This window comes from Gillisella terrae, assembly GCF_004801395.1.
Lineage (GTDB): Bacteria > Pseudomonadota > Alphaproteobacteria > Rhizobiales > Rhizobiaceae > Allorhizobium > Allorhizobium terrae.
On sequence record NZ_SSOA01000018.1, the window covers coordinates 12,479 to 34,750 of the forward strand.

General features: G+C 55.4%; 16 protein-coding genes and 1 riboswitch. Of the genes, 9 read left to right on the forward strand and 7 right to left on the reverse strand.

Translation table 11 applies throughout. The features are described 5' to 3' along the window. Positions 1-272 precede the first annotated feature (272 nt). Together E6C51_RS19475 and E6C51_RS19480 are read left to right on the forward strand one after the other, a co-directional pair. Positions 273-1,787: an oligosaccharide flippase family protein gene (locus tag E6C51_RS19475; protein WP_190237230.1), complete on the forward strand. Its 1,515-nt coding sequence runs from the start codon at positions 273-275 to the stop codon at positions 1,785-1,787. A 272-nt stretch (positions 1,788-2,059) separates the two neighbouring features. Next, positions 2,060-3,916 carry an alpha/beta fold hydrolase gene (locus tag E6C51_RS19480; RefSeq protein ID WP_190237231.1) on the forward strand — a complete coding sequence of 619 codons (1,857 nt, stop codon included), beginning with the start codon at positions 2,060-2,062 and terminating at the stop codon, positions 3,914-3,916. 102 nt (positions 3,917-4,018) lie between these two features. Here E6C51_RS19480 and E6C51_RS19485 read toward each other — a convergent pair whose 3' ends face one another. The 7 genes from E6C51_RS19485 to epmA all read right to left on the reverse strand — a co-directional run bounded on the left by E6C51_RS19485 (position 4,019) and on the right by epmA (position 12,378). Beyond that, positions 4,019-6,469, reverse strand: a complete 2,451-nt coding sequence (locus E6C51_RS19485; RefSeq protein ID WP_190237232.1) for a glycosyl hydrolase 2 galactose-binding domain-containing protein — start codon at positions 6,467-6,469, stop codon at positions 4,019-4,021. Positions 6,470-6,611: 142 nt separating this feature from the next. Then, on the reverse strand, positions 6,612-7,616 hold the full coding sequence (locus E6C51_RS19490) for a DUF1839 family protein (RefSeq protein WP_407920836.1): 1,005 nt from the start codon (positions 7,614-7,616) through the stop codon (positions 6,612-6,614). Beyond that, positions 7,580-8,488 carry an amino acid--[acyl-carrier-protein] ligase gene (locus tag E6C51_RS19495; RefSeq protein ID WP_190237233.1) on the reverse strand — a complete coding sequence of 303 codons (909 nt, stop codon included), beginning with the start codon at positions 8,486-8,488 and terminating at the stop codon, positions 7,580-7,582. Before E6C51_RS19495 ends, E6C51_RS19490 begins: the two co-directional genes overlap by 37 nt. 4 nt (positions 8,489-8,492) lie before the next feature. After that, the gene (locus tag E6C51_RS19500; protein ID WP_190237234.1) at positions 8,493-9,665 is read right to left on the reverse strand and encodes an acyl-CoA dehydrogenase family protein; all 1,173 of its coding nucleotides are present in this window, start codon (positions 9,663-9,665) and stop codon (positions 8,493-8,495) included. Continuing rightward, positions 9,665-9,916: an acyl carrier protein gene (locus tag E6C51_RS19505; RefSeq protein WP_146936821.1), complete on the reverse strand. Its 252-nt coding sequence runs from the start codon at positions 9,914-9,916 to the stop codon at positions 9,665-9,667. Before E6C51_RS19505 ends, E6C51_RS19500 begins: the two co-directional genes overlap by 1 nt. Before the next feature lie 366 nt (positions 9,917-10,282). Beyond that, entirely contained in the window at positions 10,283-11,317 is a 1,035-nt protein-coding gene (locus E6C51_RS19510; RefSeq protein WP_190237235.1) for a lysine-2,3-aminomutase-like protein, read from the reverse strand. Further along, positions 11,314-12,378: an EF-P lysine aminoacylase EpmA gene (gene epmA, locus E6C51_RS19515; RefSeq protein WP_190237236.1), complete on the reverse strand. Its 1,065-nt coding sequence runs from the start codon at positions 12,376-12,378 to the stop codon at positions 11,314-11,316. The genes E6C51_RS19510 and epmA overlap by 4 nt, the downstream gene beginning before the upstream one ends. 173 nt (positions 12,379-12,551) lie before the next feature. Here epmA and efp point away from each other — a divergent pair, with 173 nt between their 5' ends. The 7 genes from efp to E6C51_RS19550 all read left to right on the forward strand — a co-directional run bounded on the left by efp (position 12,552) and on the right by E6C51_RS19550 (position 22,046). After that, entirely contained in the window at positions 12,552-13,121 is a 570-nt protein-coding gene (efp, locus tag E6C51_RS19520; protein ID WP_146936827.1) for an elongation factor P, read from the forward strand. 111 nt (positions 13,122-13,232) lie between these two features. Continuing rightward, a riboswitch (cobalamin riboswitch) is annotated at positions 13,233-13,444 on the forward strand. Between the two features lie 56 nt (positions 13,445-13,500). After that, positions 13,501-14,154, forward strand: coding sequence for an energy-coupling factor ABC transporter permease (locus E6C51_RS19525; RefSeq protein WP_190237237.1), 654 nt, complete (start codon positions 13,501-13,503; stop codon positions 14,152-14,154). Positions 14,155-14,293: 139 nt separating this feature from the next. Next, positions 14,294-15,244, forward strand: coding sequence for a phosphoribosylaminoimidazolesuccinocarboxamide synthase (locus tag E6C51_RS19530; RefSeq protein ID WP_190237238.1), 951 nt, complete (start codon positions 14,294-14,296; stop codon positions 15,242-15,244). A 5-nt stretch (positions 15,245-15,249) separates the two neighbouring features. After that, positions 15,250-15,918 carry a TetR/AcrR family transcriptional regulator gene (locus E6C51_RS19535; RefSeq protein ID WP_146936833.1) on the forward strand — a complete coding sequence of 223 codons (669 nt, stop codon included), beginning with the start codon at positions 15,250-15,252 and terminating at the stop codon, positions 15,916-15,918. Positions 15,919-16,094: 176 nt separating this feature from the next. Beyond that, on the forward strand, positions 16,095-17,300 hold the full coding sequence (locus E6C51_RS19540) for an efflux RND transporter periplasmic adaptor subunit (RefSeq protein WP_146936835.1): 1,206 nt from the start codon (positions 16,095-16,097) through the stop codon (positions 17,298-17,300). A 44-nt stretch (positions 17,301-17,344) separates the two neighbouring features. Next, the gene (locus tag E6C51_RS19545) at positions 17,345-20,485 is read left to right on the forward strand and encodes an efflux RND transporter permease subunit (protein WP_190237239.1); all 3,141 of its coding nucleotides are present in this window, start codon (positions 17,345-17,347) and stop codon (positions 20,483-20,485) included. A 106-nt stretch (positions 20,486-20,591) separates the two neighbouring features. Further along, positions 20,592-22,046 (forward strand): efflux transporter outer membrane subunit, encoded by a 1,455-nt coding sequence (locus E6C51_RS19550; RefSeq protein ID WP_146936839.1) that lies wholly within the window; start codon positions 20,592-20,594, stop codon positions 22,044-22,046. Positions 22,047-22,272: the final 226 nt, after the last annotated feature.

Below are 22,272 nucleotides of genomic sequence, written 5' to 3' on the forward strand. Positions count from 1 at the left end.
GCGCGGGCCTCATCTGGTTTTAGAGCATCGGCTGAAAAGTGGGAACCGGTTTTCAGATCAATCCGATGCGGAAACAAAAACGGAGAGCATCGGGCTGTTTCCAGTTTTCTGCACGATGCTCTATGTCGAAGATCTGCAAAGATCTTTCTTTGCTTCGCGGCACTCTTCAGAACAAATCTGACCGCCGCAGTGAGAACTGCCTGTTTATACCTGTGATGTTAAGCCACCTATAATGTATTTTCGTCACGCATGCTTTGTCTAAAGGACTGTGAATGAATAAGGGCATTGTTGCCAATTCTGCCTTCAATGCGGCAGCGGGATTAACCTTGCTGGCCACGGGCTTTCTGTGCTCCATTTTTATCGCGCGGATGCTTGGGCCGGAGGCGAACGGGGTTGTTGCCTTCTCGGTCTGGCTTGCCTCCACGGCAGCCCTGGTGGCAGAGCTTGGCACCGGCATTCTGCTGCTGCGTCTTTTGCCGCGTTTGCGCGCAGAAGGCTATAGCGAACAGGATCGCAAGGGGTTTGCGGCCTATCTGCTATGGCCGGTCGTTGGTTCGACATTGCTGCTGCTGGCGCTGTATTTTCTGTTTTTCTGGGTGGCGGAGGCAGAGCACTGGGCAAAAACCAGCCCCGTGGTGCTGATAATCACCGGCATTTTGTTCGTGACCCAATCGATCGGCATGTTTACCAAGAACTATCTGGTGGGTGAGCAACGGGTTGATATTTTCTTTCGCATGACGCTGACGGCGGGCCTGTTGCAATTGGCAGGCGTGGTCGTGGGTGGTCTGGTCTGGGGCATGTCCGGCGCTTTGGCGGGCTATGTGCTTGCTTATGTGTCGCAATTTCTGTTTGCGCTGGGGCTTTTGCGCTCGCGGGTCAAAACCTGTGGTATCGGACCGCGTTATCTCGCGGGTTCGTCCTTTATTCTCTCACTCGAATTCATGGTGGATTCGATTTTTCTCAATCGGATCGAGCTGTTTTTTCTGCAACGCTATCAGGGTGTAGAAACAGTGGGCTATTATGCGGTGGCGTTTTCGCTGGCCAATCTGGCGCTGCAATTGCCCATCCAGCTTTCCGGCAGTCTGGTGCCCTATTATTCCGAGCATTTGCAGCGTGAGCCGAGTGGGCGTTTGCCTGTTGCGATGTTTTCGTCGGTGGTGCGAAGCCTTGCCTATTTCACCTTGCCGATGAGCTTTGGCCTGGCCGCTATTTCGCACCGGCTGGTGACAATGGTGTTTGGCGATGCCTTTGCGCCGAGTGCATCGGTGCTTTCCATTCTGGCCCTGAGCGTGCCTCTGGTGGTGGCCTGTCAGGTGGGCACACAATATATGTTTGCGATCGATAAAATCCGCGAACGGCTGTTTGTTGGTCTGGGATGTGCCGTGATCATGCTGGGCGGAGATGTGATCTTGATCCCCACCTATGCTGGCGAAGGGGCGGCCTTTGTGCGCATTCTGGTGTTTCTGGTGATGAGCATTGTCATGCTGCGGTGGATGAATTTTGAAGGCTCTCTCGCGCCATTGGGCATCAGCCTGATCAAGGTCGCCGTTGCCTCCGGGCTGTGTGCCGTTGCGGCTTTTGCCGTGTTGCAAGCTTTATCGGGTTTGGCGGGTTTGCTGCTGGCCATCCTTGCGGCGGTGTTTGCCTATCTTCTGGCGCTCAAACTGTTGCGCGTTGTGCCAATGGGCGATGTGGCGGTGATGTCTCGTCTGTCCAGCCGCTTGCCGCGCCGATTGGTGGGGCCGTTCAATTTTGTGTTGATGCAGCTTTCCAACGGAAAAGCATAGAGGCCCTTTATTGGACGTTGCGCCATGAAACTATGTTGAATGAAAGTATGGGCGGATAGAATCATTTCTGGAACATAAGGATGAACGGTGGAAGAAAGATTTAATACTAATTTTATTGGACAGCGTTAAAGTTCATCCGTTTGCGAGACGTGTCTGGTCCAGGCCAAATTATGCAGCAGATTAAAAGTATTACAGGGTCTTTCATGCGCCATATAGGGTGATCGGCGCTGTGGGGCCATGCCAGTCGGGGTTGGTATGAGAGGGGTGTATTGATGGCAAGCATAGCCGATAGGGCTGGTCTGGTGTTTGGCGCGCGGCAGGATCCGCGCCAAAAATCCGCGGCTGCTCCGGTGAGCTTTGCCGGAACATTTGGGCTGTTGCAAGCGGCAGATGGTTTATCGTCGCGCAATGCGGCTGTGCTGTTTGTGCCGCCGTGGGGTTTTGAAGAAATGTGCACCCACAAACTCTTTCGCATCATGGCAGAGGAGTTGGCGGCGGATGGGATTGCCAGCCTGCGGTTTGACTATCCGGGCACGGGCGATGCGCTGGACGAACCAAAGGGCGCGATAACGCTTGAGATCTGGCAGGAGACCGTGACGGCGGCACTCACACTGTTGCGCGAAAAAGCAGGGGGCGTTCCGGTGATGCTGGTGGGCCACGGACTGGGGGCGTCGCTGGCGCTTCAGATGGCGCAGGCGCTTGATGCCGGGCAAGAGAGCGGGCTTTGCGGTCTGGTTGCCATGGCACCGGTCTCTTCCGGTCGCTCTTACCTGCGGGAATTGCAGTTCTGGGCGCAAGTGATTGATGATGGCCTGAGCCTTGATCCTGCTTTGCGGCTTCGCGGTGTAACCGCCATTGGCGGCCATATCATGCCTGAGGGTGTGGCGAGTGTCTTGAAGAAAAGCGATTTTGCGAGTGCTGTGCCGCATCCTTCTCTTCCGCATCTGTTCGTCAATCGGTCTGAGCGCCCCAGTGACAAACTGCTGGCGGAGGCAATGGCGGCCAAGGGCGCGCGCGTCGAGATGATTGATTACACGGGCTTCGACGCCATGGTTGCGCAGCCGTCCGTTGCGCAAATGCCTATGGCAACGGTGGAGGCTGTGGTCAGTTGGGTGGTGTGCCGGGCCGCCGCTTTGGGCAAGCCGGATAGCGGGATGGTTTCAGACGATGGTCAGGACAGCGCGTCTTTGGAGGCCGATGAATTTCGTGAGACAGCCATGCGCTTCGGGCGTGATAAAAGGCTATATGGCATTTTGTGCGAACCAAGAACGGAACGGCGCGGAGCCGTGGTGCTTTTGGTCGGCACGGCCTACGACCGCCATGCCGGATGGGGACGCGCCAACGTTGCCATGGCCCGCAGGCTGGCAGAGGTGGGAATAGCATCTTTCCGGTTTGATGCGGCCAATGTTGGCGATAGTCCGCCAGTACCAGGCCTGCCAGAACAGGTGCTTTACGCTGAAACGCAATATGATGATGTCGAAGCGGCGCTCAATATGTTTGAAGCGCGCCATTTGCTGCCCGCAGTGGCGGCAGGCCGGTGCAGCGGTGGTTATCTGGCCTTTTCCAGTTGCACAAAGGACCACCGTCTTGCGGGATTGTGCCTTGCCAACGCCTATGCTTTTTACTGGGATCCCGCCTGCGATGTCGATGTGGCTTTGCGCGTGGTGCCGCGCTCGCTGGATACCTACACAAAGTTGATCTTCACGGGCAGCACATTCCGGCGGCTGCTTCGGCGTGAGGTTGATGTGAAGAACGCCGCCCGCAATTTTGGGCGGGTGATGACGGGCCGTATTTTGAACGGGTTGCAATTTGGAAACTGGCTCACGGCCCGTGCCCGTGTGAATCATGCCCAGGTGCGCGCGGCCTTTGCAAGGCTTGCAAAGCGCAAGGTCAAGATCACACTGCTCTACAGCGAAAATGACATCGGACTGGAGCACGTCTATCAACATTTCGGCAGCAACGGCCGGCGGTTGGCGCGCTATAGCAATGTCAAAATGGCAGTTTTACCCGGTATGGATCACAACCTCTCACCGGCTTCGGCCCAGCAGCGCTATTTTGAAGAGATCCGCAATCTGGCTTTCAGCGTTGGTTCATGCGCATCCGATGCGAAACCAAAGTCTACCGCATAATTTTCACCTTCAATCGATTCCGATTTAAGGCATTATGCAGTAGATTTTATTTTGCCGCATGTACGTTATCGTTTTATTGAGGACAATAAAACGCGACATGCTTTAAAACCTGAAGCGCTGGTCAGACCCCGCCATGAGAACCTCGCCTTCCGGCTTTTGCCCTTCGGTGAAAAGACGGATGCGGCGCGGCTGGCCGGGTGCCAGATGGAAAAAATCATCCTCAGGACGGCCGGTTTCAACAGCAATATGGACTGATTGCGCCAGCTGATCCGTGTTGAGCGTTAAAAACCACCCTGTATCATCTTGCTCAAGCGTGCTGGTCAGGCTTGCCGCATACATGGCGGTCCTTCGCCCTTGCGGGAAGTGAAAGGCCTGGCTGACGATCTCGCCCGTATCCGCATCGCTTAACGTTGCAACTGTCACCGAATGAGCGGCAGGGCCGAAACGATAGGCGTAGGTGGTATCAAAGAATGCACCAAACAGCGTGGTGGCGGCCAGGGTCACGCTTGCATGTGGCTCCAAAGTCATCGTGCGTTGGGCGCTGACCACCGCCGTTTTGCCATCCCGCAAACAGGCAAGATCAAGCATCAAGGACTTGGATTGCGGGCCATCATTGTGCAGATGCACACCAAGACCATTGGTGCCTTCATCGGTCATGGACACGTGCACCGGCAAAAAGGCCCGGCGCGCCGCATACCACACCGGCTTGGGCAATCGGGTGGAATCAATCAGGCCCCAGCCCGCACCGGGCATGAGATCTTGAAACGTCCAGATCAAAGCGCCATTGCAGCTTGAACCCGCCCGCCGCCATTCGCTAAAACTTTCCTCCAGCACTTCGCCGGTGACTGCACGTGACAGATGCAGATAGCGGGCCGGATGTTCCCGCCGCAGCCGGTTGGGGTCGAACTCATAGAGCAGGCCGAGATAATGGTCTCGGGTATCTTCAAAATCCCAGGAGGCTTGGCGGTCACGCGGGACGCGGGCTTTCCAGCGCGGGTCATGAACCGGCGGCACCGGCAGATGCTGGTCCAGTGTTGTTTGTTGTGGTACTTGCGCAAAGGCAAGGCACTCTGCGGCAAAGCGCAGATTGGCGCGCCGGGCATCTTCCAGCGGCCGCTCATAGGCACCGACGCCATAATAATGGCTGACCCCTTCATTGGGCGCAAAAGGCATGGCTCCACCCATGGGGGTGTTGTCAATATAAGGCACGTCGGGGCGCAGCACCGCGCTGATGTCTTTCAGAAGCGAGGTGAAAAGCGTGCTTTGCCAAATCTCTTCTTTTAAGCCCAGCATGGCAGCCTGCTGAAAAACTTCACTGCCGCCGCACAAAACCGCCAAGGACGGCGAGCCTTGCGATGCGCTTAAAAGCTGTTCTGCCTCGCACTGCACATGGGCTTTAAAATCATCGTCACTGATTGGGTAATCAAAATTGGCAAAGGTAAAATCCTGCCAGACCATCAGTCCCAATTGATCGCAGAGTTTGAAAAAATCGGCGCTCTCATAGGTCATGGTGCCACCCAGACGGATCATGTTCATGCCCGAATTGGCGGCCAGCGCCAGCCAAGGGGCGTAATCTTCGGCGGTGTCGGGCAGGCGGGTGATGTCGGCATTGGTCCACACGGCACCACGGCAGAAAATTTTGATGCCGTTGACTATCAGGGCAAAATCCTTGCCATCATGGCCGCGATCAAGGCGAATGCGGCGAAAGCCGGTGAGGCCAAGCGCATAGGTCTTGCCATCCAGCACGACCGTCACCCCATGCAGGGCAGGCTTGCCATGGGTTGCGGGCCACCATGGGGTGATGCCTCCCAGCTTTAAGCGGGCGCTATGGTGACCATTGGTCTGCGCTATCAGTGCGGTGCTGTGGCCTGCGCAAGAGAGGGTTGCATTGTCCACGGGTGTGTTCAGCGTGAACGAGACATTCAAAACCCCCGTGCCGTCTTCATCAAGATCGGCATGGATGTGCAGATCGCTTAGCGCATATTGCTGTGCACGGATCAGGCTGATGGGGCGATAGGGGCCAAGGGCGTGAATGTCCGGGCACCAGCCGGGCATATAGCCCAACGCGGTGGTGCGGATCAGCCGCAGCCCTTGGCTCGACATCATCTGCGGTCGCCATTTTGCCCGCGGCCCGCGCTTTTCCAAGTGAGGGGCAAGGGCGCGAAAGCAAATCGCCAGCTCGTCCTTCCCCGTCAGCTCCACCGCCACATCATGGGCTTCGAACATGCTGTTGCATGTCAGAATCAAAGCGCCGTTGAAATAAACATCGGCAATGGTGGCCAAGCCTTCAAGCCGCAAAACAGCTGGGCCGGGTGCTTCGCCGAGCAGAGGGCGAAAATACCATGCTTCCTTACCATGCAGCGGGGTGGGATAGGCCGGATCAAACAGGCCTGCTTCAAAAAGCGCCTGCGCAACGGTGCCGGGAACCGGGGCGTTCAGCCGCGCCAGCGCCCGATTGATGCTGTCTGGCCCCTCAAAGGTGCCGGGTTCGCAGAGCAGCATTGTCCAGCCTTGTTCCAGCGGACGGATATCGGCATCGAGATAGGTGATCACGGCTGCGCATATCCTTCAATTTTAGAGTTTATCAGTTCGGATTGGGGCAGAGCCATTGCCGCTTTTATCCTTGGCATATAAGAACATGTGCGTGGAATACTCTGATATTCAATCAGACGAACACTCTATTCTGTCCGCTGTTTTACCCGATGTGAGATTGCAACCTCGTCATCAACCGATCCCACGCTTCAACCGCCGGATCAAGCGCGGTTTTCAACGGTTCGAATTTTTTGCGGGTCACGGCGCGCGCCACCTGAAATTGCGCGGATTTCGCCACTTCCGAGATTTTCAAGGCATCGAGAATGGCCTGTTCAAAGCGCCCATCATTGTGCAACCAGCCAAGATGCGCAGCCAAAAGCTCGAAATTTGCCCCAAATTGCCGCAGGGTGTTGAAGGCGTATTTGTGGAAAAAGCCAAAGTCGCGCTCTGCCAAGGTTTCCACATGGGTTGGAAAAACCGCAGCAAAGGCCTTGAGCGGATTGTCTGCCGGGCGGCGGGCAAAATGCTGGCGCAGCAGCCGTTCTGCCACCTGCCGCTGGTGGCGTTCATCGGGAAGAACGCCGGGGAATTTGGCAAATTCCGTATAGGGCAAAAAGGGCAGGGCATCGCCCGGCAGATTGCGTTGAAACACGCCGTCAAAGTCATCGCCTGACACCGTGAAGAAACCGCCGTTGTGAAAATAATCCATGCAGCGCTCAGCCAGATCAAGCCGGTTGATGCCCACTGTGGTTTTGCCATGCTCGGCACGGTAGCCCACGCCTTTGGTGTCGGGCAGGTAAAAACTGTCCATTTCCACCAGACACAGACGCCCCCGGCTGATCTGCTCCACAACATGCGCTTCGACGCTGTCAAAAATCGCAAGTTCGGTGACGCGAATGCCGTAAAGGGCTTCCAGATCTTCCAAAGGCACTTTGAAGAAGGTGAATTGGTCGCCCTCGAAATCCTGCGTTAGGGTAAAGCCCAGCATGGCTTCAGGAGTTGCGCCAAATGACGCCAGCACCTCGATCCACAGATCAACATAGCAATTGGTTTCCGGCCACATCCGCTCGCTCGCGTGCAGCGGATGGGGGGTGTAATGGGCCGGATCAACCTTTAGCACCGTCTTCATCATCAACCCCAGAGCGCCTTGCGCACCTGCTCCGGCCATGCGTTCACATCCAGACCATGGTGGTGGAACAGCGCCAGTGCAATGCGCTCCAGACCAAAGCCAACGCAGGCGGTGTGGGCAACAGAGCCATCTTCAAGGTTGAGGCCCCATTTTGCGCCAAACGCATCCTGATGATAATTGAAACTCATGCAGGCGGTGGGGTTGCTGGTGGAGGTGATCGGAATCAAAAGCTCGAATTTCAGGTTCTGGTCACGCTGGTTGTTGGCCAGCATTTTACCTGCCCGGCCAAAGAACGGGTCATTGGCAACGTCGATTTCAACAGGAAGACCAACCGCTTCCATCATTTTCAGGCCGCGATCCATCCATGTCTGGCGAAATTCAGTGACATGATCCTGTGTGCCCATGCAGACATATTCGCGCATACGGAAAAGCTGCTGGCGGGCGGGGTCTTTGGAAGGCTCATGGCGGAAGCAATAGGATTGCAGATCAAACAGCGCACCTTTGGCGGCAATGGCGCCGCGCTTGGCAATGGTCGGGTAAAGCGGATAGCAGGCGGCAGGTGTCAGCACGATGTCGGTGATCTTCTGCTCTTTCGACCAGTCCTCATCGGCATCCATGCATTTGAGCAGGCTCATATGGTCCAGCTCATTGCCGCAAAAGCTGTGCACGGTGCCAGCAAGCTGCGGAAAACTTTTCATATAGCCGCTGGTTTCAAAATAGGCGCGGTTCATGCCCGGCGGAAAGCGAATGGCTTCGGCACCGTCGGCACCACCAAAGCGATCAATCAGCCGTTCAAAGGCAGAAATCACATCTTCAAACTGGCCGCTTCGGCCATAAAGCCCGTCCACGCCGGTGTCGATCAACAGGCCTGCATCAAACAGCCGGTCGAGAAAATTGGTTTGATTGGTCATCAGATTATCCCAGCAAGCGTGTGTCGAGTTTATGGACGAGAAGCATGGTGGAGGTGTTGCCAAGAATACGATCGTTGGAAATCATCAACCGTGCCGAATGCGCATCGCGCAGGTGGCGACCCAGACTGTAGGGCGTGCCATTTTTATAACCCATGATGCCGCAGATCAGCATGGCCTGATTGATGATGTCGATGATGGTCTCGGAAGAGGCCAGCTTGACATTGTTCATCGTCACCGAAAAACCGAAGGAAGACAGCTTTTCGCCATCCAGTTTGGCTTCTTCATAGGCTTTAAGGGCTGCCACCACATTCGAGCGCACCAGTTGCAGCTGATTGGCCACTTCCGCCAGTCGCAGCGCACCGGGCGGCATTTGCCCTGCCGATTTGCGGGCAGCTGCCCGCACAAAGCTCTGCGCCCGCGCCACAGCATTCACGGCAATGCCATACCACACACCGCTCCACAGAATATGCGAGGCGGCCAGCATGGAGTGGGCGGCAATTTCGGCAAAGGGTTTTGGCAGGATCTGGCAGGCTGGAGCCTCGCCTTTGAAGACAAAACCATCGGAACGGGTGCCGCGCATGCCCAGCGTGTCCCAATCCTGCGTCTTTTCAAGGCTATATTGGCCTTTGACAAACACCGTCATCACCTGATCGGAAGGGGCGGCATCCTTGTGGGCGCGCGAGGTGATCAGGATGGCATCGGCATATTGCGCGTAGGAAATCACCGTTGCGTCTTTTTCCAGTCGGCAGGTGTCGCCTTCAACCTCGATGGCGCAGATGGAATTGCGCAAATTGCCGCCAATGCCGCCCTCGGTGGTGGCAGACGCCAGCAGCAATTGCTCATCGGCCACGCGCTTCATGAAAGCCATCTGCCAGGCATTGCCCTCGGCATGTTCGACAAGGCTGGAGCATTTGATGTGATGCATGGCAAAAATCATCGCCGAGGAGGCGCAAGCCTGCCCCAGCGTGGTGCAGATTTCAGCAATCTGGGCAAAGCTTGCTGCTTCCCCGCCCAGATCGAGCGGGATCTGGATGCCTAGAAGCCTTTGCGCGCGCATGGCATCGATGGCTTCTTGCGGAAAACGGCCCTGCCGGTCAACATCATCGGCAAATTGGCCAGCAACCTTGGCAACGAGGTTGGCGCGCTCAGTTAACGTCAAGGCGAGGGGGGCGTTCATCACGCCACTTTCTGATCTTTGAGAATGTCGCCGACGGTGCGCTCAATTGCGTCAATGCTGGCAAAGGATTTGCGGTTGAGCAAATGATCTGGAAACTCGATGTCGAAGGCCTCTTCAATGGCCAGCATCAGCTGCACAGAGGCAAAGGATGTCAGGCCCAGCGCATAGAGGTCAGCATCCGTCGCGATATCCGCAGGTGCCGCTCCCAAACCGCCCACCTTGCCAAGGATCGTCCGAATTGTTTCAATCATGTCTTGTCCCTCAGTTTGTTTCTGCCATAAAACAGCAGGCACCGCGCCCATATTACCGCAAAGACTTCAATCAGAAGCTCACTCTCCTCGGACGAATGACAGCGATAGGGTGAGCTGCGATAGTGTATCACGCATTCAAATTTTAGCACATGAGAGTCTATTGAGAAAAAGCGGCGAACAGTCCTCTAAACGGCAAACTCTCCATGTCTGCCGCTTTCGCCGGCCATTTCCCACAGCACAACGCAAATAACAGTATCGAACCGTTTCTTGGTCAACGCTGACCATCATTATCAATCGTTTTGTACTATTATGGTTTGATTTATTAAAGGGAGGTGAAGAAAAGGGCCCAAAACTGGGAGTATTGTTTCATCTATCTTGATAGGGGTGATCAACACCCCGAAAATCGGTCATCTGATAACCGTCGCCGTGATCGATCACCGCATTTGCGCCAATAGGAACCTTGCCGTGACCGCCAGGAATATCAAGTACATAGGTGGGCTGGCACAGACCTGAAACATGGCCACGCAGGGCGGCAACAATCTCCTGACCACGCTTGAGGCTGAGGCGGAAATGGCCGGTGCCGGGGGCGAGGTCGGGATGGTGGAGATAATAGGGGCGAATGCGTAGCTCGACAAATTTGCGCATCAATTCGGCCAGCACAGCCGGATCATCATTCACGCCCTTGAGCAGCACGGTCTGGCTGACAAGAGCGAAGCCGTTCTGCAACAAACGATCCACCGCCACTTTCGCGACCTCGGTCAACTCACGGGCGTGGTTGGCATGAATGGCAATATAGGTGGTTTTGCCGCTGGCCTTGAGCGCCTCCAGCAGGGCATCATCGATGCGGGCAGGGTCTACCACTGGCACGCGGGTATGAAAGCGAATGATCTTCACGTGCTCGATGCTGGCCAATTGCTCAAGAATAGCCTTCAGCCGCCGAGGCGACAAAACCAGCGGATCTCCGCCGGTAAAGATCACTTCCCAGATGTCGCGATGGCTTCGGATATAATCAATGGCTTTTTCCAGCGCGTCACCGGTGAGAAGACCGTCGCCATCCGGCCCTACCATTTCGCGGCGAAAACAAAAGCGGCAATAAACCGGACAGCTATGCACCGCTTTGAGCAACACCCGATCAGGATAGCGATGGACAATGCCCTCAACCGGGCTATGGGCATGGTCGCCAATCGGGTCCGCCAACTCCTGCGGCGTCTGGATCAGTTCCTGCGCGCTGGGAATGAATTGCGCGGCAATCGGATCATTGGTGTCGGTGACATCCATCAAAGCCTGCATGGCGGGGGTGATGGCAATGGCGTAGCGCTCAGAGACCTTGATCAGGCCTTCCGCATCCTCGCTTTTCACCAAACCGGCATCCAGCAATTCACCAACGGTTTTCAGCGTCATACACCCGGCTCCGCCACCGGTGCCCAGAGCACCTGTTCTATGCGCTGTGCGCCGGTGGCCAGCAACACCAGCCGGTCAAAGCCAAGAGCGGCACCCGAGGCTTGTGGCATCAGGGCAAGGGCTTCCAGAAAATCCTCATCCAGCGGATAGGTCTCGCCATAGATGCGCAATTTTTCTGCCATCTCCATTTCAAACCGGCGGCGCTGCTCCGTGGGGTCGGTCAGTTCACCAAAGGCGTTGGCCAGTTCAACGCCGCAGGCGTAAAGCTCAAACCGCTCGGCAACACGCGGATCATCGGGGCAGGGGCGTGCCAAAGCGGCTTCTGCCACCGGATAGCGATCCAGAAGGGTGGGACGGCCAAAGCCGAGGTTGGGTTCCACTTTTTCCACAATCACCCGGCTGAACAGATCGGCCCAACTGTCATCATCGGCAATGCGAATGCCAGTCCGGGTCAGTTCGGCTGCCAGATGGTCGCGGTCGGTGTCGCCATTGGCGCTGACGGTAGCGAGAAGATCAATTCCGGCATAGCGCTGAAAAGCGTCGGCAACGCTCAATCTCTCCGGCGCGGCAAAGGGATCGCACACGCCGCCGCGATAGGAAAATTGCTGTGTCCCGGTGGTTTGCGCGGCAAGTTTCAGCATATCGGCGCAATCATCCATCAATTGCTCATAGCTTTCACCGGCGCGATACCATTCCAGCATGGTGAATTCCGGATGATGCAGCGGCCCGCGCTCGCGATTGCGATAGACATGGGCAAAGCAGGCAATGCGTGGCTCGCCTGCTGCCAGCAGCTTCTTGCAGGCAAATTCAGGTGATGTGTGCAGATAAAGCGGCTGCGGAGCGCCATCATTGCCAATCGCTTGCGTTGCAAACGCGTGCAGATGTGCCTCATTGCCGGGCGATGTTTGTAAGGTCGCGGTATCGACCTCAAGAAAGTCGCGGGCGGCAAAATAGCCGCGAAAGGCCGCCTGAATGGCATTGCGCCCCAGCAAAAACGGCCGCCGGTCGGCGTGAACCTTTGGCGTCCACCATGGGGAAGCTTTGGTGCGCTCTTGGGTCATTGCGGCCTCTTCGGGTTTCTTTCACGCGCCCGGTGTGTATTTGAAGCGCACACGGGCTGGCTATTTTGGCAAATTTAGGTTAGGTGCGCCCCAAAAGAAAATTCGTGGCACGTTTATTTTGGGGCGGAGGGCCGTCCTTTACGACGTGTGTTAGACAGATACAAGGAATTCCGATGGTCAAGGTAATCGCCTCTTCGGTCCGCAAGGGCAATGTTCTCGAAGTTGAAGGCAAGCTCTACGTCGTGCTGACAGCGCAAAACTTCCACCCCGGCAAGGGCACACCTGTGACGCAGGTTGACATGCGCCGTATCGTGGATGGCGTGAAGGTGTCGGAGCGCTGGCGCACCACCGAGCAGGTTGAGCGCGCCTTCGTGGAAGACGTGAACCACCAGTTCCTCTATGAAGACGGCGAAGGCTTCCACTTCATGAACCCGGAAACCTACGATCAGCTGGTGGTTGATGTCGATACCATGGGTGAGCAGAAGGCCTACCTGCAAGAAGGCATGACCTGCGTTTTGTCGATTTTTGAAGGCAATGCCCTGGCCGTTGAGCTGCCACGCCATGTGACGCTGGAAATCACCGAGACCGAGCCGGTTGTGAAGGGCCAGACGGCGTCTTCGTCCTATAAGCCAGCCATCCTGTCCAACGGCCTGCGCACGCTGGTTCCACCGCATATCAATGCTGGTACCCGCGTGGTGATTGCCACGGAAGACAATTCCTACGTTGAGCGCGCCAAGGACTGATAGGTTCTGCCTGCTCGAAAATGATCAACCCGGTGTCTCTGGCACCGGGTTTTTTTGTGTCTTTTCTTTTGTATCTCACGGTTGTGGCTGGACAGAGGATGAGGGGAAAGACTAATCTTCCCATGCGCTGGTTTCATGGGTGCAAAAAAAGCCCATGAATGAAAAGGGAATACGGTGAGGACGACCCAATTGGGGCCGAATCCGTGGCTGCCCCCGCAACTGTGAACGGAGAGCAAAGTCCAAAATGCCATTGGCTCAGGCCGATAAGGCGGACGGCGCAAAGACCCGTGAGCCAGGAGACCTGCCAGAGCATAGCACCGCCTAACAGGCGGCATTTTATTGACCTTTGCGCGGAGGGCGCAAAAGAAAGGACATATCTATGCATATCGAAGTCGGTATTATCGATCCGGCGCGGCTGGCCTTTGCCAATGCGGCAGCACTCACCGTGGTGGCATCGCAACTTCCTGCCATTGTGCGCAACCCGATGATTGTGCCCAAAACCCTACTGTCTGCCATTGCCTTTTCGGCCATGATGCAACTATGGCATCTGCCGGTTGGGCCTTCGGAGCTGCATTTGATTGGTGCAACCACCGTCTATCTGCTGTTTGGCTTTGCGCCCGCCATGCTGGGCTTTGCACTTGGGCTGGTGTTGCAGGCGTTTTTGTTCGAGCCGGGCGATATTCCCCATCTCGGTGTCAACGCACTTTCCCTGATGATCCCGATGATTGCGGTTCATGCCAGTTTTGGCAGGCGGTTGTTTGCAGCCGGTTTGAAAGGTCGCTTCACGCTGGGCAAGGTGTTGCGGCTGGATGCCACCTATTATGCCGGGGTATCGTTGATGGTAGGCTTCTGGCTCTCGATCTCCAATGATGCCTTTGCTGTTGCCGATTGGGCGCAGTGGGCTTTGGCCTATGCTCCGGTGTTTGTGGCGGAAGCCTGCATCACATTTGCCGCCGTGCATGTGGTGCGGCGTTTTCACAATCACCCCCTGGCGGTGCGGTTCACCGATGTGGATCGTTTGACCTTTGCCTAATTCCAGCGCAATTTGATGTGATAAACGAGCGCGCGTCGGCTGGCGCGCGCTTTTTCTTTGAAATTTGCGCCATGATGCGGTAGGCGCGCGGTGGAGATCGCTCTTTGGCTTGGGCGAGCAACACAAGGAAACCGGTGTGATGCGTATTCTGACAGAAGCTTTCTTTCCTGATCTGCCCAATTACTATGGCGGCAAGGTGCGGGAAAATTACGATCTGCCCGATGGCCGTCGCATCATTATTTCCACTGACCGCATCAGCGCCTTTGATCGCATTCTGGCCTGCATTCCCTACAAGGGGCAGGTTTTGACGCAGACAGCGCGCTACTGGTTTGAAGAAACCGCCGATATCTGCCCCAACCATGTGATTGCCTATCCTGATCCGGCGGTGGTTGTGGGCAAGCGACTTGATATCCTGCCGGTCGAAATTGTGGTGCGCGGCTATCTCGCTGGCACCACCGGCACCTCGATTTTGACGCTCTACAAGAATGGCCAGCGCACCATGTATGGCATGACCCTGCCAGACGGGATGCGCGACAATCAAAAGCTGCCACAGGCAATCATCACCCCCACCAGCAAGGAGTTTGATGGTGGTCATGATGAGCCTTTGACGCCAGCGGAAATTATCGAAAAAGGCCTGCTCTCCGAAGCACAATGGGAGCAGCTTTCCAAATATGCTCTGGCGCTGTTTGCGCGTGGCCAGCAAAAGGCGGCAGAGCGCGGCCTTATTCTCGTGGATACCAAATATGAGTTTGGCACAGACGAGCAGGGCAATATCATTCTGGCCGATGAAATCCACACCCCGGATAGCAGCCGCTACTGGATTGCCGACAGCTATGAAGAGGCATTTGCCAAGGGCAGCCGTCCTGCAAGCTTCGATAAGGATTTTGTCCGCTCGTGGGTGGTCGAGCGTTGCGATCCTTATAAGGATGCCATTCCTGAAATTCCGCAGGATCTGATTGAGGCGACCTCCAAGGTCTATGTTCAGGCCTATGAAGCGATCACCGGGCTGACATTTCAGCCGGACGATAGCGGTGAGACACCGCTTGCTCGGGTGAAAGCAAACCTTGCAGCCTATCTGGCAGGGCCCTGAACGCGATGCCAGACACAAAACGCGGCAAAAATGATCTTGAAAGCGGCTGCGACCACGGGTGCGCACCCCGTCAACGACGTTCGCGCAGGCCCGCTGCCGAAACACGCCGTGAAATTCTTTCCGCCGCAGATACCCTGTTTCGTGAAAGAGGCTATCAGCAGGTTGCCATGGCCGATGTGGCTGCGGCTCTTGGCATGTCGCCCGCCAATGTCTTCAAGCACTTTCATGCGAAGACAGCGCTGGTTGATGCGATCGCGTGTACGCATGTGCAAGAAATGATGGAGGGGCTGAAGTCTGTTGAAATGCCCCGTGAGCCACAGGCAAAGCTCTTGCGCATTGCCGAAGCCCTGCTGACCAGTCTGCTGGCCGATGTGCGCGATAATCGTCATCTTTTCGAGATGATTGTGCTCACCGCCGATCTCGAACTGCGGGCAGGTGATATGTATCGGGCCACGATTTCCGCGATTTTTGAGAATATTATTCTGGAAGGCGTTGCCGCAGGCGAATTTTTTGTTCGTGATCCCCGCCACACGGCATCGGTGGTTACAACCGCTCTTGCCGGGGTGATAAACCCCTTGTCAGTCTCAAGCGAAAAGCCGGATGTGCTTTACACACGATGCCGCGACGTGATCGAGCTGGTCAATACCGCGCTGCAAAATCCGCTTGCAAAGTGACGATTCTTGAACTACGTCACATAGCAGTGTTGTAAACTGCTGAAATGTGACTTTGCTGCCACGCACACGCGCCAGCTTGCCGCGCTTCACAGGAAAATTTGTTTATCATCTTGTGATCTTGCCTCCGTACTGAAACTGTTATCGTCAGACCGGACGCAAAAAATTAGGACCAGCGCATGGCGAAGTACTTCACCCTGTCATCCATCTTGTTTGTTGCGGCGCTTGTCGTTGCGGGATGCAGCGATCAGGAAAAGCAGCAAGCGGCAGGCGGGGCAGGGGCTGCGCGTCCGCCAAGCCCGGTTAGTGTTGTGATCATGAAGAAGTCGGTGCAGCCTTTGACAACAATTTTGTCAGGCCGTGCCGAAGCTGTGCAATCGGCCGATATTCGCCCGCAGATTGGCGGCGTCATCAAGGAAGTATCCTTCAGGGAAGGTGGCTTCGTCAAAGCAGGCGATCTGCTCTACAAGATCGATGATGCAACCTATGTTGCCTCCGTTGAAGAAGCCAAGGCAGCTCTTGAAAAGGCCGAGGCCAGCGTGCCATCAGCCGCCGCAAACGTGCAGCGCTATGAGCGCCTGGCCAACACCGGTGCCACGCAGAAAGACTATGAAACCGCTCAGGCAACCCTGCTGGAAGCGCAGGCTTCGGTTGCTCAGGCGCGTGCAACTCTTCAGACGGCAAAAATCAATCTTGCCTTCACCGAGATCCGGGCACCATTTGATGGTGTGACGTCCGCCACCAATTATTCCATCGGCAATCTGGTTACCGCAGGTCAGGCAGACGCCTTGATGACCCTTCGGAAGATCAATCCGATTTACATCAAGCTGAATGAATCCAGCGTCAATCTGCTGCGCTTGCGGGCTGCTATCGCCGCTGGCAATCTGAAAAACAACGCGGGCGATGTGGATAAGGCTGATATTCGCCTGACCATGGAAGATGGCACGGAATACCCAAGCGTTGGCAAGATCGACATGTCTGAAATGGCGGTCAGCACCACAACAGGCACTGTTTCTATTCGTACATTGTTTGATAATCCACAAAATCTGATCCTGCCGGGCATGTATGTGCGCGCCACAATCACGGTGGGTGAAGAGAATGGTTTTGCCATTCCCCAGCGCGCAGGTTCGCGCAATGCCGAAGGGTTTCTCACCGCGAAATTCGTCAATGCTGATAACAAGGTTGAGACCCGGACATTTGCCAGCAGCAAGCTTTCCGGCAACAATTGGCTGGTAACAGACAATGTCAAGGATGGCGATAAGCTGATCGTTGACGGTTTCCAGTGGATCGGCGATGGCGCAACCGTCAAGCCTATTCCTTCCGAGGTTGATGCCAAGGGTCTGGTCATCCAGCAGGCCCCGGCAACCGAAGCACCAAAATCATGATGTCGCAGGACATCTTCCGCAACATCGTGATTGGGACGTAAGCAATGGCCAAGTTTTTCATAAGGCGACCGATTTTCGCATGGGTGATCGCGATCGTGATCATGCTCGGCGGTACACTCGCCATCACCACGCTCTCCATTTCGCAATATCCGGATATTGCGCCAACCACCGTGCGCATCACCGCAACATACAGCGGTGCCAGCGCGGACACAGTGCGCAAATCGGTGACGCAAATCATTGAAGATGGCATGACGGGCCTTGATGGTCTGACCTACATGACATCCTCGTCGTCTACCGGTCAGGCGACAGTGTCGCTGACGTTTGACAGCAATATCGACAAGGATATTGCGCAGGTGCAGGTGCAGAACAAGCTGCAACTTGTGACATCACAGCTGCCTAGCGTTGTGCAATCCCTCGGGCTCAGCGTGTCGCGCTCCACCTCCAGTATCCTTCTGGTTGGCGCATTGGTCGGCTCGAATGAAAAATATTCCTCCGCCGATCTGGGAGACGTGTTTTCCACGCAGATTGAAGACCAGATCAAGCGGCTTGAGGGGGTTGGCAGTATCAACCTGTTCGGCTCTGCCTATGCCATGCGCATCTGGCTTGATCCCTTTAAGCTCAACAAGTTTCAGCTGACACCTGCTGACGTAACCTCGGCTATTCAAGCCCAGAACACCCAGGTGTCTGTTGGCTCGATGGGCGCTTTGCCCTCCGTTGAAGGTCAGCAACTTAGCGTTACCATGACAGCGCAGAGTCAGTTGAGCACGGTGCCTGATTTTGAGCGTATCATTTTGAAGGTCGATACAAGTGGTGCGGCCGTGCGCCTCAGCGATGTTGCGCGCGTTGAAATTGGCCAGGAGAGCTACGCTGCAAGCTCACGCTCCAACCGTCACCCTGCCGCTGGCTTTGCTGTTAATCTGGCAACGGGTGCCAATGCGTTGGACACAGCAGCCCGCGTCAAGGCCAAGCTTGCATCCATCGCGCCATCCTTGCCGCAGGATATCAAGATCATCTATCCTTATGATACGACACCTTTCGTGTCGCTTTCCATCGAGAAGGTGGTTCACACGCTGATCGAAGCGATTGTGCTGGTGTTCTTCGTTCTGTTGATCTTCCTGCAAAATTTCCGTGCCACGCTGATCCCGATGATTGCGGTGCCGGTTGTCTTGCTCGGCACATTCGGAATTTTGTCCGCAACCGGATATTCCATCAACACATTGACAATGTTCGCGATGGTTCTGGCCATCGGCCTTCTGGTGGATGATGCCATTGTTGTGGTCGAAAACGTCGAGCGCATCATGTCGGAGGAGGGGCTCGATCCGGTTGAGGCCACGGAGAAATCCATGGGCGAAATCACCGGCGCGATTGTTGGTATTGCGCTGGTCTTGACGGCTGTGTTTATCCCCATGGCATTTTTCGGGGGATCAACCGGTATTATTTACCGCCAGTTTTCCGTGACCATCGTTTCGGCCATGTTGCTCTCCGCGCTGGTGGCGCTGGTTCTGACGCCTGCTTTGTGCGCAACGTTGTTGAAGCCGATTAACAAGGATCATAAGAAAACCACGGGTCCGGCTGCGTGGTTCAATCGCAATTTCGATCGCACCACCTCGGGCTATGTCAGTTCGGTTGGCTATCTGCTTGGCCGCCCGTTGCGTGTTTTGCTGATGTTTGCGATCGTAGTTGTTGGTTGTGCCTGGTTCTTCACACGGATGCCGTCCTCCTTCCTGCCTCAGGAAGATCAGGGCGTGTTGATGACGATTATCCAGCTCCCCAATGGAGCGACTGCGGCACAAACCGACGCAGTGATCAAGAAAGTCGAAAATTACTATCTTGATAAGGAAAAAGACGGTGTGCAGGACGTGTTTGCCGTCAACGGCTTCAGCTTTAACGGTGCTGGCCAGAACAATGCATTGGTTTTCGCCAAATTGAAGGATTTTGACGACCGCAAGGCGAAAAATCTTGCTGCTGCGGCCATTGTTCAGCGTGCAATGGGGTACTTCTTCACCATTCGTGAGGCGCAGGTATTTCCGCTTCTGCCTCCGGCTATCCAGGGCCTTGGCACATCCAGCGGGTTCTCGATGTATCTCGTCGATACAGGCAATCATGGCGCAGAAGCACTGGTTGCGGCATCAAAACGCCTGATCAGTGAGGCCAACAGCGGGCATCTCATAAGTTCCATGCGCAGCAATGACCGCGATGAGGAAAACCAGATCAAGGTAACGCTTGATCAGGAGAAGTTGAGCGCCATGGGTGTCGCGATCGCGTCGGCAAACTCGATGCTGACGACCATTTTTGCCGGCACGGATGTGAACGACTTCACGCTGAACAACAAGATCAAAAAGGTCTATGTGCAGGCGGACGCACCTTACCGCATGCAGGCTGAGGATTTGAAGTATTGGAATGCACGCAACTCGAAAAACGAGATGGTGCCTTTCTCATCCTTCACCGAGACAAAATGGGTCTCCGGTTTGCCGTCCATCTCAGCCTATAACGCGGTGAATGCTTTCTCCATGGAAGGAGCGGCGGCTCCGGGTGTGAGTTCGGGCGACGCGATGAACGAAGTCGAGCGCATCGTTTCGCAAATGGGGGGCGGTTACACCGTTGCCTGGCAGGGCATTTCCTATCAGGAGCGCCTGTCCGGGTCGCAGGCCCCCTTGCTTTATGCTCTGTCTGTTTTGATCGTTTTCCTGTGCCTGTCGGCACTTTATGAGAGCTGGTCTGTACCGTTTTCGGTGATCATGGCCGTTCCGGTCGGTGTTTTGGGTGCTCTGGCCGCAGCCCATTTCTTCGGGCAATCGAATGACGTTTACTTCAAGGTGGGCCTGCTGACGACAATCGGGCTTGCCGCGAAAAACGCGATTTTGATTGTAGAGTTTGCCAAAGAGCGGCAAGAGCATGGGCTCAGTCTGTTCGATGCGACCATTGAGGCCGCTAAATTGCGCCTGCGCCCAATCATCATGACATCGCTTGCATTTATTCTCGGTGTTGTGCCGTTGGCGATTGCCACAGGGGCAGGATCGGCAGCTCAAAACGCCATCGGTATCGGGGTTCTGGGTGGGATGCTGGCCGCAACAGTGCTTGGAATTTTCTTTGTTCCATCATTCTTTGTGATTGTGCGGCGTTTTTCAAACCGTGCAAAACCGGAAAGAAGCACTGTTGCAAAGACCACGGACTCTATAAGTTAATAAAAAATGACCGCACCCTTGTTTGGGTGCGGTTTCTATAACAAACGGCGTTGTCGCATAATGATGATGTGCAGCGCGATTCGGTGCTATAACAGGGATAGAAATGATGTTCTCCATTCGCGTGGCAACGCCCCTTGCATTGCTTTTACTATCGGGCTGCGTAATGGGCCCGGACCACACAGCGCCGCAGACCGCGCTGCCTGCTCGATTCAACGAAGGTGGGCAAAAGTCTGCCGGTGATCCAACAAGCGTTGAATGGTGGACAGCCTTTCACGATGCTCAGCTCAACAAGCTGGTCAAGCAAGGCATTGATCAAAATTTGAGCGTTTTGCAGTCGCTTGAGCGCATTGACCAGGCAAGAGCCGCTGTGACCAGCGCACAAGCCAGCTTGTTCCCAAGCCTGACGGGCACGGCCAGTGAAAAAGGCAGCAAGACCAATGGTGGATATAATTCAACGGATGAGACATGGGCCAGCACTGGCGGCCTTTCCGTGTCTTGGCTCATTGATCTGTGGGGACAATATCGCAGTTCGGCCGCGAGCGCCAAAGCCTCGCTTGATGGCGCATACGACAGCGTCGATACAGCGCGCCTGACCTACCTCTCTGATCTGACAAAATCCTACATCAACGCACGTTATTATCAGAAGCGTATCGCTATCGCGAACGACGCGGTGAAGTCACGGCGCGAAACACTCTCGTTGACCAAGCTTCAGCTTGAAGCTGGCGCTGCATCCCGTCTGGATGTTGTGCAGTCCGAAGGTCTGGTAAACTCCACTTTGGCCGATATTCCAGGGCTGGAATCGAGCTTCTACTCTAACGCATACCATATTTCGACACTCCTCGGGCTTCCTGCTTCGACCCTCATCCACGATCTGGAGAAGGGTGGTGCACAACCAACACCTCGTGGCACGGTTTTGACGGGCGTACCGGCTGATTTGATTCGCAACCGTCCAGACATTCGTCTGGCCGAGCGCAATCTCGCCTCTGCTGTTTACAGCATCAGCACCGCCAAGGCTCAGTTGTTCCCATCGATCACACTCAGCGGTTCGATTTCTCCGTCTTACATCAGCAGCAATTCCCGTTCAGGAACGTCAAACACCTGGTCATTTGGCCCAGCTCTGAATTTGCCGATTTTTGACGGCGGTGCCCTGCGCGCCAATGTGAAGAGCAAGGAATCAGCTGCGCGTGAAGCCTACCTCGCATGGAAGCAGGCTGTGTTGACGGGTGTTGAGGAAGTTCAAAGCGCGTTGGCTGCTTACAATCGTGATGCGCGGTCAGTCGCTGCTAGCCGTGCCTATGTGAAATCCTATAAGGAGGCGCTGGAGCTCGCGACCGCATCCTATAAGGATGGTGCGTCTTCGTTGCTGGATGTGCTTGATGCACAACGCTCGTTGACAACGGCGCAGGCCAGCCTTGCGACTGCAATTCAGCAGCTAGCGACCGATTATGTGACGCTGAATATCGCGATCGGCGGCGGCTACGCCTTTAACGGAAAAGCAGAAGCCATTGCGGCAACTGTGCGTCCTGCTGAAATGCCAGCCACGCTCGCCAAGAAAAACTAAACGATCTTCTTTTGAAGAACGCGCGCCCGGCAATCAGTCTTGATTGCCGGGCGCTTTTATTTTGTGTCTATCGCTTAAAACGGATCCTTATTTTATCCCATAAAACCATTAGTTTATATGAAATATGATATTTTTATAACGATGTGTGTTGACTTGGTGGGGCGTTGGTCCTAGAAACCGCTTCACAGCAGACGGGGCGGCGGCGCGAGAGCGACGAGTTGTTTTG